At 70.5% G+C, this 15,357-nt stretch carries 14 protein-coding genes; 12 read left to right on the top strand and 2 right to left on the bottom strand.

The annotated features are described in order from the left end of the window. Positions 1-126: 126 nt before the first annotated feature. The gene (gene murJ, locus INP52_RS03445; RefSeq protein ID WP_228478404.1) at positions 127-1,806 is read left to right on the top strand and encodes a murein biosynthesis integral membrane protein MurJ; all 1,680 of its coding nucleotides are present in this window, start codon (positions 127-129) and stop codon (positions 1,804-1,806) included. A gap of 233 nt (positions 1,807-2,039) precedes the next feature. Here the strand turns inward: murJ and INP52_RS03450 are convergent, their stop codons facing one another. Continuing rightward, positions 2,040-2,471: a hypothetical protein gene (locus tag INP52_RS03450; RefSeq protein ID WP_194372421.1), complete on the bottom strand. Its 432-nt coding sequence runs from the start codon at positions 2,469-2,471 to the stop codon at positions 2,040-2,042. A 505-nt stretch (positions 2,472-2,976) separates the two neighbouring features. Here INP52_RS03450 and hisG point away from each other — a divergent pair. Genes hisG through hisF form a run of 7 tightly spaced genes read left to right on the top strand, consistent with a single transcriptional unit; the run spans position 2,977 to position 9,903 of the window. Further along, positions 2,977-4,647 (top strand): ATP phosphoribosyltransferase, encoded by a 1,671-nt coding sequence (gene hisG, locus INP52_RS03455; protein WP_194372429.1) that lies wholly within the window; start codon positions 2,977-2,979, stop codon positions 4,645-4,647. Further along, positions 4,644-6,050: a histidinol dehydrogenase gene (gene hisD, locus INP52_RS03460; RefSeq protein WP_194372431.1), complete on the top strand. Its 1,407-nt coding sequence runs from the start codon at positions 4,644-4,646 to the stop codon at positions 6,048-6,050. Before hisG ends, hisD begins: the two co-directional genes overlap by 4 nt. Further along, positions 6,050-7,138 (top strand): histidinol-phosphate transaminase, encoded by a 1,089-nt coding sequence (gene hisC, locus INP52_RS03465; protein WP_194372433.1) that lies wholly within the window; start codon positions 6,050-6,052, stop codon positions 7,136-7,138. Before hisD ends, hisC begins: the two co-directional genes overlap by 1 nt. Continuing rightward, a complete protein-coding gene (hisB, locus tag INP52_RS03470; RefSeq protein WP_194372434.1) occupies positions 7,135-7,722 on the top strand; it encodes an imidazoleglycerol-phosphate dehydratase HisB in 588 nt (195 codons plus the stop codon). Before hisC ends, hisB begins: the two co-directional genes overlap by 4 nt. Next, on the top strand, positions 7,722-8,387 hold the full coding sequence (gene hisH / locus INP52_RS03475; RefSeq protein WP_194372436.1) for an imidazole glycerol phosphate synthase subunit HisH: 666 nt from the start codon (positions 7,722-7,724) through the stop codon (positions 8,385-8,387). The genes hisB and hisH overlap by 1 nt, the downstream gene beginning before the upstream one ends. Continuing rightward, positions 8,384-9,142: a 1-(5-phosphoribosyl)-5-[(5-phosphoribosylamino)methylideneamino]imidazole-4-carboxamide isomerase gene (locus tag INP52_RS03480; RefSeq protein ID WP_194372438.1), complete on the top strand. Its 759-nt coding sequence runs from the start codon at positions 8,384-8,386 to the stop codon at positions 9,140-9,142. The genes hisH and INP52_RS03480 overlap by 4 nt, the downstream gene beginning before the upstream one ends. Then, positions 9,136-9,903: an imidazole glycerol phosphate synthase subunit HisF gene (hisF, locus tag INP52_RS03485; RefSeq protein ID WP_194372440.1), complete on the top strand. Its 768-nt coding sequence runs from the start codon at positions 9,136-9,138 to the stop codon at positions 9,901-9,903. Before INP52_RS03480 ends, hisF begins: the two co-directional genes overlap by 7 nt. Positions 9,904-10,249: 346 nt before the next feature. Here the strand turns inward: hisF and INP52_RS03490 are convergent, their stop codons facing one another. Continuing rightward, positions 10,250-11,098: a PHP domain-containing protein gene (locus INP52_RS03490; RefSeq protein WP_194372442.1), complete on the bottom strand. Its 849-nt coding sequence runs from the start codon at positions 11,096-11,098 to the stop codon at positions 10,250-10,252. A gap of 136 nt (positions 11,099-11,234) precedes the next feature. Between INP52_RS03490 and hisI the strand changes: the two genes are divergently transcribed. From hisI to uvrC, 4 genes are all read left to right on the top strand, one after another. After that, positions 11,235-11,651 carry a phosphoribosyl-AMP cyclohydrolase gene (hisI, locus tag INP52_RS03495; RefSeq protein WP_194372444.1) on the top strand — a complete coding sequence of 139 codons (417 nt, stop codon included), beginning with the start codon at positions 11,235-11,237 and terminating at the stop codon, positions 11,649-11,651. Between the two features lie 10 nt (positions 11,652-11,661). After that, complete coding sequence (hisE, locus tag INP52_RS03500) at positions 11,662-11,979, top strand: phosphoribosyl-ATP diphosphatase (RefSeq protein ID WP_194372446.1); 318 nt, start codon at positions 11,662-11,664, stop codon at positions 11,977-11,979. A 90-nt stretch (positions 11,980-12,069) separates the two neighbouring features. Then, the gene (locus INP52_RS03505) at positions 12,070-13,332 is read left to right on the top strand and encodes a carboxylate--amine ligase (RefSeq protein WP_194372448.1); all 1,263 of its coding nucleotides are present in this window, start codon (positions 12,070-12,072) and stop codon (positions 13,330-13,332) included. Then, positions 13,329-15,278: an excinuclease ABC subunit UvrC gene (gene uvrC, locus INP52_RS03510; RefSeq protein ID WP_194372450.1), complete on the top strand. Its 1,950-nt coding sequence runs from the start codon at positions 13,329-13,331 to the stop codon at positions 15,276-15,278. Before INP52_RS03505 ends, uvrC begins: the two co-directional genes overlap by 4 nt. Positions 15,279-15,357 lie beyond the last annotated feature (79 nt).

Consider the following 15,357-nt stretch of genomic DNA (forward strand, 5'->3'; position numbering starts at 1 on the left):
GGTATCCGGGCTGGCGGCGCGCCCGCCTGTGAAGGAAAGGCGGGGAATGCGCTCGCGCACGCGCCTTCTGTCTCCTCGGTGACAAAATTACAATCTCTGTGTTGTGAGTGAGAGGAAGACCACGAGGTGAGCTACCAGCCCAAGCACATGCGCGGCAAGGCCGGTTCTGCCGGCGACGCCGCCCTGGCCGAGCGCGAGAAGAGCGAGCCTCACGAGGACACCCCCGACCTGCGCCAGGCGCAGGTGGGTCGCAGCGCGGCGCTCATGAGCGTCCTGGTGGTCGTGAGCCGTCTCACGGGCTTCTTCAGGACCTGGGGCCAGGCATACGCCATTGGCGTCACGGTCATGGCGAGCTGCTACTCCATTGCCAACAACCTGCCCAACCAGCTTTACGAGCTCGTCGCGGCCGGCATGCTCACCACGGCCTTCCTGCCGGTCTACATGTCCGTCAGGAAGCGCGCGGGCACCAAGGGGGCGAGCGCCTACACCTCCAACCTCGTCTCGATCGTGCTCGTGTTCATGGGCGCGGTGACGGTCCTGGGCTTCGTGTTCGCGGCCCAGGTGGTCTACACGCAGTCGTTCACGGCCACCTCCGACTTCGACTTCGACCTCACGGTCTACTTCTTTCGCTTCTTCGTGATTGAGGTCGTGCTCTACGCCCTCTCCTCGATCTTCTCGGGCGTGCTCAACGCCGAGCGCGACTACTTCTGGGGACAGGCGGCCCCGATCTTCAACAACTTCGTGACCACGGCCTCCTTCTTCGCCTATGCCTTTCTGGCGCCCTCGAGCCCCGAGCTCGCCCTGGTCATCCTCGCTCTGGGCAACCCGCTTGGCGTGGCCATCCAGGTCCTCCTGCAGATCGGGCCCATGCGTCGGCACGGGATCCGCCTGCGCCTCCACATCGACCTGCGCGACCCTCTGCTCAAGGAGACCCTCAAGATCGGCATCCCCTCGCTCGCGGTCGTGGTCGCCTCCTTCGTGACCCAGTCGGTCCAGTCCACGGCGTCTTTGTCGGTCGTGGCCACCGGAGCCTCGATTACCTACTACGCGCGCCTGTGGTACACGCTGCCGTACTCGATCCTCACGGTGCCCATCACCACGGCCATGTTCACCGAGCTCTCGGACAGCTGGGCGCGCGAGGACCTCCCGGCGTTCAGGCGCGGGGTCTCCTCGGGCGTGAGCCAGATCCTCTTCTTCATGATCCCGTTCATGCTGTACCTCGCGGTCTTCTCGACGCCTCTGATCTCGGTTCTGGCGGCGGGCAAGTTCACTCCCGAGGCCCTCACCATGACGGCGTCCTACCTCGCCGTCTACGCGCTTTCGCTGCCGTTCTACGCCGTCTACATGTACCTGCAGAAGGTCGCCTCATCGATGCGTCGGATGGCCCTGTGCGCCTGGGCCAACGCCATCGCCGCCGTGGTGCAGGTGGCGGCCCTGCTGACGCTCACCACGACCTTCGGTCTTAACTTCGTGGCCTTCTCGTCGACGTTGTTCTTCCTGACCCTCGACGTGGTCATGTTCGTGAGCCTCCGCGCGCACCTGGGCAGCCTCGGGCTTGGCCCCATGCTCGTCTCAGTCGCCAAGATCGCGGCGCTGGGCGTTGCGGGGGCGCTCGTGGGCGCGGCGGCGCTCTTTGCGCTCAACACGTTCGCGGGCGACTGCACGGGCCTCACCGTCCGCTCGATTCTCTACTGCGGTCTGGCGGGGGTCCCGGCGGCGGTCGTGACCTACGGGGGAGCCCTGCTGCTCAAGATGCCCGAGGCGTCTCTCATTCGCAGCCTGGGACGCCGGCTTGCCCGTCGCTAGCACGTGGTTTGGGGCATGTGCGTCGGCATGTGCGTCGCCTGATGCCCGAAGTGAGCGGGGCGCGTCCCACGGTGCTCACGAATCCGGGGCTATGGCACGTATCGACCGGTTTCGCTCACGAATCCAGGGGTGGGGCACCTGGCACGGGGGTCAAATGTGCCACGGCCCCGGATTCGCGAGCGTGCCCTATCCCATTGCCGCCCCTCCCGTCGCCACTTCTCCTGCTGCCGCCCCTATGGGTAGATGACCACCTCCCCGAAGCTGTTGACGACGAGTGGCGCTTCCGACGTCCCCTCCGCTCTCATGCGCCCACAGGAGTCGAGCCGCTCCAGAAGAGCGTCCTCGAGCATGCCCTCCTCGAGAGGTGAGTCCTCCTGTCGCTCGCAGAAGAGCTTCTCGAAGAGAGACTCGGCCTCGGCCGCGCGGTCGTAGTAGCCTTTATCACCCGCGCCTGCCTCTGGCCCCTCCGCGCGCTCGGAAGAGCGATTCGTCTCGGAGAGGGCCCGCATCGTCACGAGGCAGCGCATCGCCTCGGCGAACGCGGGGTCGTCAGCCTGGTCCTCGCGCATCGTGATGACGAGCGTCTGGGCGGGGTAGTCCTGCTCCCTCCTCTCGAACTCGGCGTACTCGAGCGCCATGCGTGCCTGCGGCCAGTACAGTGCCATGTCGTGCTCCCTTCTTGGGGTCGGTTGGGGGCCGAGCATAGCAGGTGGGTCCCGACGTCCCTCTTACCGCGCCCTGACCACCCCCTTACGGGGCAGCTTGAGCCCTATGATTCGAACTCTGATTTTATGAGGACTTCGGCGAGCGGTCGCCCAGAGGCGTCGGACGGCTCTGCCGCGCGGGCATCCGCCGGTTCGGCTTCTTTTGGGCACCTGCCGCGCGTCGACGGCCCCCCGCTCGTCGCTGCCGGCCTTTGTGCGGCCGCAAAAGTCGCGGGAACGCCCCCAGACAAACTGCGTCCCGCATTCTCGCAGGTAGAGGGGTCGAGGGTTTTTGTCAGTCGAGAAGTCCTGACCTGTGCGGCCTCGCTTCCCGCCGCGCTTCGTTACGATTCCTTTACGCGCGCCCCCTGTCCGCCCCCGGGCACTTTACTGTGATAAACTTTACTGTGATAAAGTACCTCGCATGAGAAGGACGGCTCGGCCCTCGGGCCGGAGAGGACCAGACGTGAGTGGAGAGACGCCCCGTGGCTTTCGTGACATCCTTCCCGAGGAGGCGCTCGCGCGCGAGCGCATCTCGGACGCCGTTCGCTCGTGCTTCTCGTCCCATGGCTACCTGCCCGTGGAGACGCCGCTGCTCGAGGACCGCGCGGCGCTGGAGCGCGGGAGCTCCCTCAGGGACTCTCCGTTCCAGCTTTTCGACGCCGATGACAGTCTGCTCGTCCTGCGCCCCGACCTCACGCTCCCCGTCGCGCGCCTCGTGGCCGGCCGCGTCGGCGAGAACGAACTGCCCGCGCGCTTTCGCTACAGCGCCCCGGTCGTGCGGGAGGAGCCCTCGCTGCGCGGCCAGCCCCGTCAGTTCACGCAGCTCGGCGTCGAGCTCGTGGGCACGGACGGCACCGCCTCGGAGGTCGAGGTCGTGCTCCTGCTCGCCGAGGTCCTGGAGACCCTGGCGGTGCCGGGCTGGAAGATCGTCTTTGGCTCCGTCACGCCGCTGACCGCGCTGCTCGACTGCTGCGCCCCCACGTCCGAGTTCCTGGACGCCGCGCTCGCGCTCGTGCACGACTCGGACCTCGTGGGCCTCGACGAGCTCGCCGCCGCCACGCCCGACCTTGCGCCCGCCGTGGCGCGGGCCCTCACCGAGGTCTGCCGCATGGCCGGCGGCGTCGACGTCATCGGACGAGTGGACGAGCTCCTCGCCGCGGCCGGCGTCCCCGAGGACGGCCGCGGCACCGCCGAGCTCTCCGCCCTCGTGGGAAAGCTCGCGGGCCTCTTCGAGGCCGGGCGCGTGTCCTTTGACTTCTCGATCATCAACTCGTTCGACTACTACACGGGCATCATCTTCAAGGGCTACGCGGAGGGCATCGCCGCGAGCCTCGCCTCGGGCGGCCGCTACGACGTGGTCCTGCGCAACTTCGGCCGCCCCGGCCTGGCGGCCTGCGGCTTCGCCCTGTCGCTCGAGCGGCTCCAGGAGGTCCTCGGCGAGCCGGGAGAGTCCGGCGTGGTCACCCCGGGCGTGCGCCTGGCCGAGCGGCCCCTGCGCATCGCGGTCCCCAAGGGGTCCCTGTTCGAGGACACCCTGCGGGTCCTGGCGGCCACCGGCCTGCCCGCCGCGGAGCTCGCCCATCCCGGGCGCAAGCTGATCGTGGCGTCGGGCGACGTCGAGTACGTCATCGTGCGCGCCCAGGACGCCCCGGCCTTCGTGGGCCACGGCGGCGCGGACTGCGGCATCTGCGGGAGCGACTCGCTCATAGAGGCCGGCCTTGACCTCCTGCAGCTCGTTGACCTGGGCTACGGCGGCTGTCGCTTCGTGGTCGCAGAGCCTGCGGGCCGCGCGGGCGCCGCCGAGGACGCCTACCGCTGGCGGGGGACCGTGCGCGTGGCCACCAAGTACCCCCGCATCACCCAGCGCTACTATGACGGCATCGGCCAGCAGGTCGACATCGTGCACCTCCACGGCAACATCGAGCTCGGCCCCATCGTGGGCATGACCGACCGCATCGTGGACATCACGGCCACGGGCACGACGCTCGCCGAGAACGACCTCGTGGTCGTGGACGACGTCATGGAGTGCACGGCGCGCTTCTTCGCCGGGCCCGCGGCATATCGCTGCGACAGGAGGATTCGCGACCTCGCGGAGCGTCTCGCCGAGGTCAGGGAGAAAGGCGTGAGACCATGAGAGAGATCGTGCTCGAGGGGGGCCGTCGCCTCACGGCGGCCGACCTCAATCGCTCGGGGCCCCTGCCCGCCGAGGCCGTCCAGGCCGCCGAGAAGATCGTGGACGACGTCCGCGCGCGGGGAGACGCCGCCGTGCGCGAGCTCTGCCTGCGCTTCGACGGTGTCTGCCCCAAGAGCTTCCGCGTGCCCGACGAGCTTGTCGCCGGCGCGGCGGACCTGGTGGACCCCGAGTTCCTGTCCGCGCTCGACCGCGCCTACGACCAGATCCTGGACTTCCACGAGCGGGAGCGCACGCAGTCCTGGTTCACCACACGACCGGATGGCACGATCCTCGGCATGCAGGTCACGCCGGTGGCCTCGGTGGCCGTCTACGTGCCCGGCGGGCGGGCCCAGTACCCCTCGACGGTCCTCATGGACACGGTGCCCGCCAAGGTCGCGGGCGTGGGGCGCGTGGTCATGCTCACCCCGCCCCAGGCCGACGGGTCCCTCTCGGCCTACACGCTCGCCGCCGCGGCCCTCGCGGGCGTCGACGAGGTCTACGCCGTGGGGGGCGCGCAGGCCATCGCCGCCGCCGCGTACGGCACCGAGTCGATCGCGCCCGTCGACAAGATCGTGGGGCCCGGCAACGCCTTCGTGGCGGCCGCCAAGCGCCGCGTCTCGGGCGACGTGGGCATCGACATGGTGGCCGGCCCCTCCGAGGTCTGCGTGCTCGCCGACGCCACGGCCGACCCCGTGGTCGTGGCCGCCGACCTCATGGCCCAGGCCGAGCACGACCCGCTCGCCCACTGCTTCCTCGTGACCTGCGCACCCGACCTGCGCGACCTGGTGGAGGAGGCCGTGAGCTGGCTCGTCTCCCAGAGCCCGCGCGAGAGGATCACCCGCGCCTCCCTGGAGGACTGCGGCGCCGTCGTGGTCGCGCCCGACCTCGCCCGCGCCGTCGAGGCCGTCAACGAGATCGCCCCCGAGCACCTCGAGCTCCACTGCGCAGACGCCTTCTCGCTCCTCGGCAAGGTCAGAAACGCCGGCGCCATCTTCGTGGGCGCCTGGAGCTCCGAGCCCCTGGGCGACTACGTGGCCGGCCCCAACCACACGCTGCCCACGGGCGGCACGGCTCGCTTCTCGAGCCCCCTTGGCGTCTCCGACTTCCAGAAGCGCTCGAGCGTGATCAGCTACACGCCCGAGGCCCTGCTCGCCGACGCCCCCGCGGTCCAGGTGCTCGCCCAGTCCGAGGGCCTGTGGGCCCACGCCCTCTCGGTCGGGCTGCGCCGCAGGCTTGCCGAGCAGGGCCTGGACTCCTACGACGACCCCGCGGCCGCCTGCGTGGACGCTTACCGCGTGGCCTGGCCCCACGACCTCGACGCGCCGGGGAAGGCCTCTCTGCCCGGCTGCGAGGGGAGGGCCTGATGGCCCCTCGCTCCGACGTCGGCGGCCGCGTGCGCCCCGCGCTCAGGGGCCTGGCGCCCTACGACCCGGCCTTCTCGGCCTGCCGCGTGAACCTCTCGGCTAACGAGAACACCCACGAGGTGCCCGCCCCCGTGCGCGACGCCGTGCGCGAGGCGCTTCTCGCCACGCCGCTCAACCGCTACCCGGACCCCCTGGCCAACGACCTGAGGGACGCCCTCGCGGCCTGGCACGGCGTGGGCCGCTCCTCGCTCATCGTGGGCAACGGCGGCGACGAGATCCTCTACAACCTGCTTCTGGCCTTTGGCGGGCCGGGGCGCACGCTCGTCCACTGCCCGCCGGACTTCGCCGAGTACGAGAACTTCGCCGCGATCACCGAGACGGCCTGCGTGGACGTCTGGCGTGACGCCGAGGACTTCTCGGTGGACGCGGACTCGCTCGTGGACGCCGCGCGCGCGGCCGACCTCGTGATCGTGACCTCGCCCAACAACCCCACGGGCGACCTCTTTGACCCCGCGCTCGTGCGGCGCCTGCTCGACGAGACGGGCGCTCTCGTGCTCGTGGACGAGGCCTACGTGGAGTTTGCGCCCGAGGGCTCGAGCCTCGCCTCCTGGGTCGCGGGCGACCCCCGCCTCATGGTTCTGCGCACGCTCTCCAAGGCGTTTGCGCTCGCCGGGCTGCGCTGCGGCTATCTCGTGGCCGACCCGGCCGTGGTCGACGTGCTCACGTCCATCCGCCAGATCTACTCGGTCGACGTCCTCGCCCAGGCCGTGGCCGCGGCCTCCCTCGCCTGCCGCGACCAGATTCGTGGCCTGGTCGCCGACATCGTGGCCGAGCGCGCGCGCCTGGCCGCGGGCCTCGCGCGCATGGTGGGCGTGAAGGTCTGGCCGAGCGCGGGAAACTTCGTGCTCGTGCGCATGGCCCGCGCGGGCGTCATCCGCCGCCGTCTGCGCGACGAGCGCTCGATCCTGGTGCGCGACTTCAGCTACGCGCCGGGGCTTAACGACTGTCTGAGACTGACCGTGGGCGCGCGCGAGGAGGACGACGCCCTTCTCGGCGCGCTCGCGGAACTGACGAGGGGGGAATCATGACAAGGACGGCACAGGTGGTCCGCGCGACCGCGGAGACCGACATCGGGGTCCAGGTTGATCTCGACGGGACGGGCACCGCCGACGTGGCGACCGGGGTCGGCTTCTTCGACCACATGCTGAGCGCCCTGGCGCGCCACTCGCTCGTGGACCTGACGGTGCGCGCGAAGGGCGACACCTGGGTGGACGACCACCACACCGTGGAGGACGTGGGCATCGCCTGCGGTCAGGCGCTCGCCCAGGCCCTGGGCGACAAGCGCGGCATCCGCCGCTTTGGCAGCGCCGCGGTCCCCCTCGACGAGGCGCTCGTCCTGGCGGCGGTGGACGTCTCCGGAAGGGGGGAGCTCTTCTGGGACGTGCCGATAGGCCCCGCCAAGGTCGGCACCTTTGACACCGAGCTCGGCCACGAGTTCTTTGTGGGGCTCGCACGTGACGCTGGCATCACCTTGCACCTGCGGCTCGTCTGCGGCAAGAACGCACATCACATCCTCGAGGCCACCTTCAAGGCCGCGGCCCGTGCGCTGCGCGTCGCCGTCGAGAGCGACCCGCGCGTCGACGACGTCCCCTCGACCAAGGGGAGCCTGTGATGGCGGACGGCGGTCGCATCGTCGTCGTCGACTACCACAAGGGCAACCTCCTGTCGGTCGCCCGAGGCCTCGCCGAGGCCGGCGCCACCGCCGAGGTCACGGACGACACGGCACGGATTCGCGCCGCCGCGGGCGTGGTCCTACCGGGGGTGGGCAGCTTCGAGGACGCCATGGGCTACGTGCGCGCCTCGGGGCAGGACGAGGCCCTTCTCGACGTCATGCGGGCGGGCGTCCCCTTCCTGGGCATCTGCCTGGGGCTGCACCTCATCTTCGAGCGGGGGAGCGAGTGCTCCCCCGGCACCGAGTGGGTCCGTGGCCTGGGGCTCCTCCCGGGCAGCGTCACGCGCCTGGACGCGGGTCGCCTCAAGGTCCCTCACGTGGGCTGGGACCAGATTCACCTCACCGAGCACGGGCGCGCCTGCCCGCTCTTCGAAGGCGTGCCCGAGGGCGCCAACGTCTACTTCACCCACTCCTTCGCGCTCGCGGGAGACGTGGGTGCGGCCGTCGTGACCGCGCGCACCCACTACGCGCGGAGCTTTGCCTCGGCCGTGTGGGAAGACAACGTCTACGGCGTCCAGTTCCACCCCGAGAAGTCCTCGGCGGCGGGTCTCAAGATCCTCTCCAACTTCGCGGGCATCGTGCGCGAGCGGGAGGTGCGGCCATGATCGTCTTCCCGGCCATAGACCTCGTGGGCGGCCGCGTGGTGCGCCTCGCGCGCGGCGACCGCTCGAGGATGGACGTCTACTCCGACGACCCGGCCGCCGTGGCGGCCGACTTCGCGCGGCGCGGCGCCACCTGGGTGCACGTGGTGGACCTCTCCGCCGCGCTCGAGGAGGACGGGCCCGCGCGCGCGGCCAACGCCGCCGCGATCCGCAACGTCTGCGCGGTGCGCGGCCTCTCCGTGGACGCAGGAGGCGGGGTGCGCGACCTCGCCGCCGTGGAGCGCCTGGCAGACCTGGGCGTGCGGCGCGTGGCCATCGGAACGGCGCTCGTGCGCGGCGAGACCTTCGCGGCTGAGGCGGCCCGCAGCTTCGGCGACCTCGTGGTCGCCGACGTGGCCGCCCGTGGCGGCCGGGTGTGGGTCAACGGATGGCGCGAGGACGCGTCCCTCGCCGCCGACGAGCTCGTGGCGCGCCTCGCCGGGCTGGGCTACCGCCACCTCGTCTTCACCGACGTCGCCCGCGACGGCATGCGCTGCGGCGTCGACGTCGACGCCTACCGCCACGTGGCCGAGGTCGCGGGCTTTCCCGTGGTGGCCTCGGGCGGCGTCACGGACGCGGGCGACGTCCGCGCCCTCGCCGCGGCCGGCCCGGGCGTGATCGAGGGCGTCATCTGCGGGCGGGCCCTCTACGAGGGGTCCCTCTCGCTGGGGGACGCCCTCGCGGCCGCGCGGAGCTCACGAGAGGAGCCGTCATGCTGACCAAGCGCGTCATACCCTGCCTCGACGTCAAGAACGGGCGCGTGGTCAAGGGGGTGAACTTCGTGGGCCTCGTCGACGCGGGCGACCCGGTCGAGCTCGCGCGCCGCTACGATGCCGAGGGAGCCGACGAGGTGGTGTTTCTCGACATCACCGCCACCTCCGACGAGCGGGCCACCACGATCGGGCTGGCCTCGCACGCGGCCGAGGAGCTGCGGATCCCCTACGCGGTCGGGGGAGGCTTCCGCGACGTGGTTTCCTGCCGCCGGATGATCGCGGCCGGCGCCGACAAGGTCTGCCTCAACTCGGCGGCCGTGCGCGACCCCTCGATCCTCGCGCGCGCCTCGGCGGCCTTCGGATCGCAGGCCGTGGTCTGCGCGATCGACGCCAAGCGCGTGGGCCGGCAGGACCGCTGGGAGGTCTATCTCGCAGGGGGAAGAGAGGCCACGGGCGCGGACGCCGTGGCTTGGGCCCAGAAGGCCGCGCGGCGCGGCGCCGGCGAGATCCTGCTCACGAGCATGGACCGCGACGGCACCAAGGACGGCTTCGACCTCGCGCTCACCCGCGCGGTGGCGCGCGCCGTGCCAATTCCCGTGATCGCGTCGGGCGGCGTGGGCACGCTCGAGCACTTCGCCGAGGGCATCTGCGAGGGGGAGGCCGACGCCGTGCTGGCCGCGAGCGTCTTTCACTTTGGCACCTTCACGATTCGCCAGGTCAAGGAGTACCTGGCGAGCCAGGGCATCCCCGTGCGCCTGGACTTCTGAGGGGGCCCTCGCGGCTGCCCCAGCTCCCGATTCGTAAGCGCGGCGTCTCGTCCCCAGTTTGCCCGGGCCCCTGCCCCCGTGAGTCGCCGCATGTGTCCCGCGCTGCCGTGACCAGGTGTCTTGCGCGAGGCGCTTGCGGCATTCTGGTGTCGAGAAGCGCCGCATGTGCCCCGTCGGGTACTGGCGCGTCTCCTCCGCGGGGCGCTTCACGCGATTCTCGCCGTCAGAGCGCCGCGAGCGTCCCGCTTGCCGCGGTCGCCCATCCTGTGCGGGCCCCCTGCGGCCTTGCATCACCGAGAGGCGCCGCGAGCGCCCCGCACGGGTCCCGCCGTCGCCAGCGCCCGCCCTACGCGAGTGCGACCGTCTCCCAGTCGCCGTCGGCGTGGGGGACCTCGACGCAGCGATAGCCGCAGCGCGCGGCGTGGGCGTAGGCCTCGCCGACGCCCCAGCAGACGTCGGGCGCGCAATGGGCGTCGGAGCCTACGGTCAGCGGCACACCGGCGGCGGCGAAGCGCTCGAGAAGGCCGCGCGTGGGGTAGTAGTCGGCCACGCTCTTGCGCAGGCCAGCCGTGGAGAGCTCCACGCGCCGGCCCGTGTCGCGCGCGCACGAGACCATCCGGTCCCAGAGCGGCGCCAGGTCGATCATGGGCGTGAGACCCTCGCGCGCGAAGCGCATCGCGAGATCGGGGTGGGCCATGCTGTCGAAGGCGAGGGGGCTCTCGCAGGCGGCGCACCACGCATCCGCGTAGCGCCGCCAGACCTCGTCGGGGCCCAGGGCGCGCCAGACGTGGAGGTCGGCCGTATAGTCGATCCAGCCGACGTCGTCGCCGGCGCGCGCGGGGTCGCCGATCCAGTGGACGCTCCCCAGGCGCACGACGGCTCCCGCGCTCCAGCGCTCGACGAGGGGCTCGCAGCCGACGTACCAGTCGCACTCGAAGCCGTAGACGAGCTCCGGGCCGTCGTCGAGCCGCCCGGCGAGCGCGCGGGCCTCCTCGAACGCGGCCCGGTGCGCGGCCAGGTCGCTCTCGACCACCTGCGCCTCGCCGGTGGGGTCCATGCTTGCCGGCAGCGTGAGGTGGTCGGTCGAGACGAGAACCGCGCAGCCGGCGGCCGCAGCCGCGCGGACGTTCTCCTCGAAGGTGGACGTCCCGTCCGAGAAATGGGTGTGCGTGTGGCAGTCGACGATCGGTGTCATGGCTCTCCTCACGTGTGGGTCTCATCCGGCCGGGCTCCCGGCGGCCGCGCGGTGTCCTTCTCGGCACGTTGGCTCGTCTCGGCTCCCGTTGCACTGTAGTGTAGTAAAGTACTAGACCTCGGACAAGGAGGATCACATGGCCCAGACCAACGCGCCGCGCGCCTATGCGGGCGAGAGGCTCGAGAGCGTCACCCCGGACGGCGCGCGCATACGCTTCGACGAGCGCGGCCTCGTCCCCGCCGTGGTCCAGCAGGCAATGACCGGCGAGGTCCTCATGGTCGCGTGGATGAGCGAGGAGTCTCTCGCGCTCACCCTCTCCACAAAAACCACGTGGTTCTGGAGCCGCAGCCGCCGGGAGCTGTGGAACAAGGGGGCCACGAGTGGAAACGTCCAGCACGTGCACCGCGTCCTCGTGGACTGCGACGCGGACACGCTGCTCGTGGAGGTGGACTCGCCGGGCCCGGCGTGCCACACCGGGCATCGCAGCTGCTTCTTCCGCGCGCTGGACACCGAGAACGTCGATATGTCCGGCTTCAAGGTAGACCCACGATAGAGGAGGCCCCATGGGCGAGCGCACCGCAGACGTGAAGGACGCGAGGATAGGGGAGACCCTGGAGGGGCTGGCCGCTACCATCCACGACCGTCGGACGGCGCCCGTGGACGCCTCCTACACGGCGCGCCTGCTCGCAGGCAACGAGGACGAGCTGCTCAAGAAGCTCGCCGAGGAGGCCAGCGAGGTCATCATGGCCTGCAAGGACGACGACCACGACCACATCCGCTACGAGGCGGGCGACCTGGCCTACCATCTGCTGGTCACGCTCGAGCGCTACGGCGTCACGCTCGCCGAGCTCGCCGGCGAGCTCGAGGCCCGCCGCCGCTGACGCCCTCCCGTCGCCAAACGCTATAGTAGGCACGCAGGAGCCGCCGCGCGGGCGGCCCCGCGATTCGTCATGAAAGAGGTCCCCACGAGCATGGCTACGAGGCCAGACAACGTCACCCCCGAGCAGCTTCCCCGGCTGCTCCAGCCCGTCATCCTGGGCGCGGACTACTCCGCCTACGCCTACGTGCGCGCCTTCTGGGAGGCCTACGAGGCCCGCTCCCTCATCTACGCGAGCTTCGACGTCAAGTCCATCTCGCGCACCCGCTTCGCCGAGTACCGCGTGGTGGACGGCATCGACCGCGAGGAGGTCCTTCTCGCCACGCTCGAGGCGCTGGGCGAGGAGCTCTGCGCCTCCGGGCGCGTCTGCTTCCTCGTGACCTGCGGAGACTTCTACGCCCGCATCGTCTCGCAGCACAAGCCCGAGCTCGAGCGGTGGTTCTACACGCCCGTCGTGGACTTCGATGTCCTCGACTTCGTCACCCAGAAGGAGAACTTCTACCGCGTCTGCGACCAGATCGACATGCCCTACCCCAAGACGCGCTACCTGGACTGCGCGGATCTTGCCGCTCAGGTCGACGACGAGGGGTTTCGCTACCCGCTCGTGGCCAAGCCCTCCAACTCGGCGGCCTACCACTACGCGGAGTTTCCCGGCAAGAAGAAGGTCTTCATCGTTCGGACGCCCGAGGAGCTCCGCCGCATCTACGCCGCCCTCAGGGCCTCATGCTACGACGAGAGCCTCATCGTCCAGGAGTTCGTCCCCGGCGGCGACTCCCACATGTACGCCGTCTACGCCTACGCGGACGGGGACTCCGACCCCGTGTTCATGGTCTGCGGCCACGTGGGCCTGGAGGACCACCACCCCGAGGCGATCGGAAACGCCGTGGCCATCGTCCCCGAGCACAACGACGAGGTCTGCGCCGCCGTGGCGCGCTTCATGAAGAAGGTCGGCTACCACGGCATGGGCTGCTTCGACGCCAAATACGACGAGCGCGACGGGAGCTTTCGCTTCCTGGAGATGAACACGAGGCCCGGTCGGAGCTCGTGGCTCGTGCTGCTCGCGGGGATCAACTACGCGCGCATGCAGGTGGAGGAGGTCGTGCTCGGCCGCCGGCCCGCCCCCGCCCGTCCCGCTGACGACTGGGTCTACGTGGCGGTCCCTCGGCGCGTCATCGCCCGCTGCATGCCCGCCGGCGCGCTCAGGGACCGCATCCTGGCCGCCTACGCCAACGGGTCGGCGCGCTTCGCCCTGGGCTGGGATGCCGACTCGATCTCCCAGCGCCTCTGGGCGCGCGTGAACTACCTGCACCAGGTCTCCAAGTTCAAGCGCTACCTGCCCGAGGGCGATCGCCCGTGAGCGAGGTGCCCCAGGGCCCCGCGCCCCAAGGCGGGGAGCCCTCCCTCTCCGACCAGGTCGCCCTCGTCCCCACCAGCCCCGGCTGCTACCTCTGGAAGGATGCCAAGGGCGAGGTCGTCTACGTGGGCAAGGCCAAGAACCTGCGCTCCCGCATGCGCCAGTACGTGACCCTGCAGGACGACCGCGAGAAGATTCCGCTCATGATGCAGGTGATCACGTCCTTCGACTACGTGGTCGTGGGCTCCGAGCACGAGGCGCTCGTCCTGGAGCGCAACCTCATCGCCCAGTACCACCCCTACTTCAACGTCGACTTCAAGGACGACAAGAGCTACCCCTACATCGCCATCACGGAGTCCGACGTCTTCCCGGCCATCAAGTACACGCGCGAGCGCCATCGCAAGGGCACGCGCTACTTCGGGCCCTACACCGACGCCAAGGCCGCCCGCGAGACCATCGACACCCTGCGCAAGGTCGTGCCCGTCTGCATCTCCACCTGCGCGGAGTGGAAGCGCGCCCGCCGCATCCTCGAGAAGGACCCCGGTGAGGCCTCCGTGGCCAACATCGTGCTCGCCGAGCGCTGCCGGCCGTGCTTCGACTACCACGTGGGGCGCGGGCCTGGCGTCTGCGCGGGCATGATCGACACGGTCGAGTACGCGAGCCATGTCCGCCAGGTCGAGCGGTTCCTCCAGGGGCAGCGCGCGGACATTGTGGGCGAGCTCGCCGACCAGATGCACGACGCCGCCTCCGAGCTTGACTTCGAGCGCGCGGGACGGCTCAAGGCGCGCCTCGACAGCCTCTCCGCCCTCGACGACAGGCAGGAGGTCATGTTCTCCTCGGACGTGAGCCTGGACCTCGTGGGCTTCTACCGAGAGGAGACCATCAGCGCGGCTTGCGTCTTCGTGGTGCGCGAGGGCCGCACGGTGCGCTCCGTTGAGTTCATCCTCGACAAGGGCCTCGACGTCTCGGCCGAGGAGCTCGCGGGCGGCTTCGTCAAGCGCTACTACGACGAGACCGCCGACGTCCCGGCCGAGGTGGACCTGGACGTCGAGCTCGCCGACGCCGACGTCATCGCCGCCTGGCTCGCCGAGAAGCGCGGCCACAACGTGCGCCTGCACCGACCTCAGCGCGGCGAGAAGCGCCACCTGCTCGACATGGCCGCCACCAATGCGCGCCACGCCCTCATGCGCTACATGGTGCGCACCGGCTACGCGGACGAGCGCACCAACAAGGCCCTGCTCCAGCTCGAGAGCGCGCTGGCCCTGGACGCGCCCCCGATGCGCATCGAGTGCTTCGACATCTCGACTTTGCACGGTCACTTCACGGTGGCCTCCATGGTCGTCTTCACCAACGGGCGGCCGGACAAGTCCCAGTACCGCCGCTTCAAGATCCGCGCCGAGCTCGACGAGGCCAACGACTTCGTCTCCATGTCCGAGGTGCTGGGCCGGCGCTACGCCCCCGAGCGCATGGCCGACGAGCGCTTTGGCTCGAGGCCCGACCTTCTCGTCGTGGACGGCGGCAAGCCCCAGCTCACGGCCGCGATCGAGCAGCTCGACGCCCTGGGGCTGGACATCCCCGTCTGCGGCCTGGCCAAGGCAGACGAGGAGGTCTTCGTTCCCTGGGACGAGACCCCGGTCGTGCTGCCCTCCGGCTCGCCCTCGCTCTACCTCATCAAGCAGGTCCGCGACGAGTCCCACCGCTTCGCGATCACCTTCCACCGCGAGCTGCGCGACAAGGCCATGACGGTCTCGGTGCTCGACGAGGTGGAGGGCGTGGGACCCAAGCGCAAGCGCGCCCTCATGCGGCGCTTCGGCTCGCTCAAGCGCCTGCGCGCCGCGAGCGAGGAGCAGATCGCGGCCACCCCCGGCATTCCCGCCGAGGTGGCCAGCACCGTCTGGCAGGCGCTGCGCGTGGGCGAGGCCGAGACGGGAGAGCCGAGCGCGTCGTAGGCGTGTGGGTGCGCGAGGCGCTCGCGAATCCGGTCCCCGTGGCGGGCTCCGGCCGCCTCGCCCGTGCCCTGCCCCCGAG

This window comes from Thermophilibacter immobilis, assembly GCF_015277515.1.
GTDB lineage: Bacteria > Actinomycetota > Coriobacteriia > Coriobacteriales > Atopobiaceae > Thermophilibacter > Thermophilibacter immobilis.

What these genes read in the sequence shown, in the direction of transcription:
- hisB (WP_194372434.1), top strand. Translation starts at nt 7,135, where the DNA reads ATGACAAGGACGGCACAGGTGGTCCGCGCGACCGCGGAGACCGACATC.
- hisI (WP_194372444.1), top strand. Translation starts at nt 11,235, where the DNA reads ATGGCCCAGACCAACGCGCCGCGCGCCTATGCGGGCGAGAGGCTCGAG.
- hisD (WP_194372431.1), top strand. Translation starts at nt 4,644, where the DNA reads ATGAGAGAGATCGTGCTCGAGGGGGGCCGTCGCCTCACGGCGGCCGAC.
- hisH (WP_194372436.1), top strand. Translation starts at nt 7,722, where the DNA reads ATGGCGGACGGCGGTCGCATCGTCGTCGTCGACTACCACAAGGGCAAC.
- INP52_RS03450 (WP_194372421.1), bottom strand. Translation starts at nt 2,471, where the DNA reads ATGGCACTGTACTGGCCGCAGGCACGCATGGCGCTCGAGTACGCCGAG.
- hisE (WP_194372446.1), top strand. Translation starts at nt 11,662, where the DNA reads ATGGGCGAGCGCACCGCAGACGTGAAGGACGCGAGGATAGGGGAGACC.
- hisC (WP_194372433.1), top strand. Translation starts at nt 6,050, where the DNA reads ATGGCCCCTCGCTCCGACGTCGGCGGCCGCGTGCGCCCCGCGCTCAGG.
- INP52_RS03505 (WP_194372448.1), top strand. Translation starts at nt 12,070, where the DNA reads ATGGCTACGAGGCCAGACAACGTCACCCCCGAGCAGCTTCCCCGGCTG.
- INP52_RS03480 (WP_194372438.1), top strand. Translation starts at nt 8,384, where the DNA reads ATGATCGTCTTCCCGGCCATAGACCTCGTGGGCGGCCGCGTGGTGCGC.
- INP52_RS03490 (WP_194372442.1), bottom strand. Translation starts at nt 11,098, where the DNA reads ATGACACCGATCGTCGACTGCCACACGCACACCCATTTCTCGGACGGG.
- hisF (WP_194372440.1), top strand. Translation starts at nt 9,136, where the DNA reads ATGCTGACCAAGCGCGTCATACCCTGCCTCGACGTCAAGAACGGGCGC.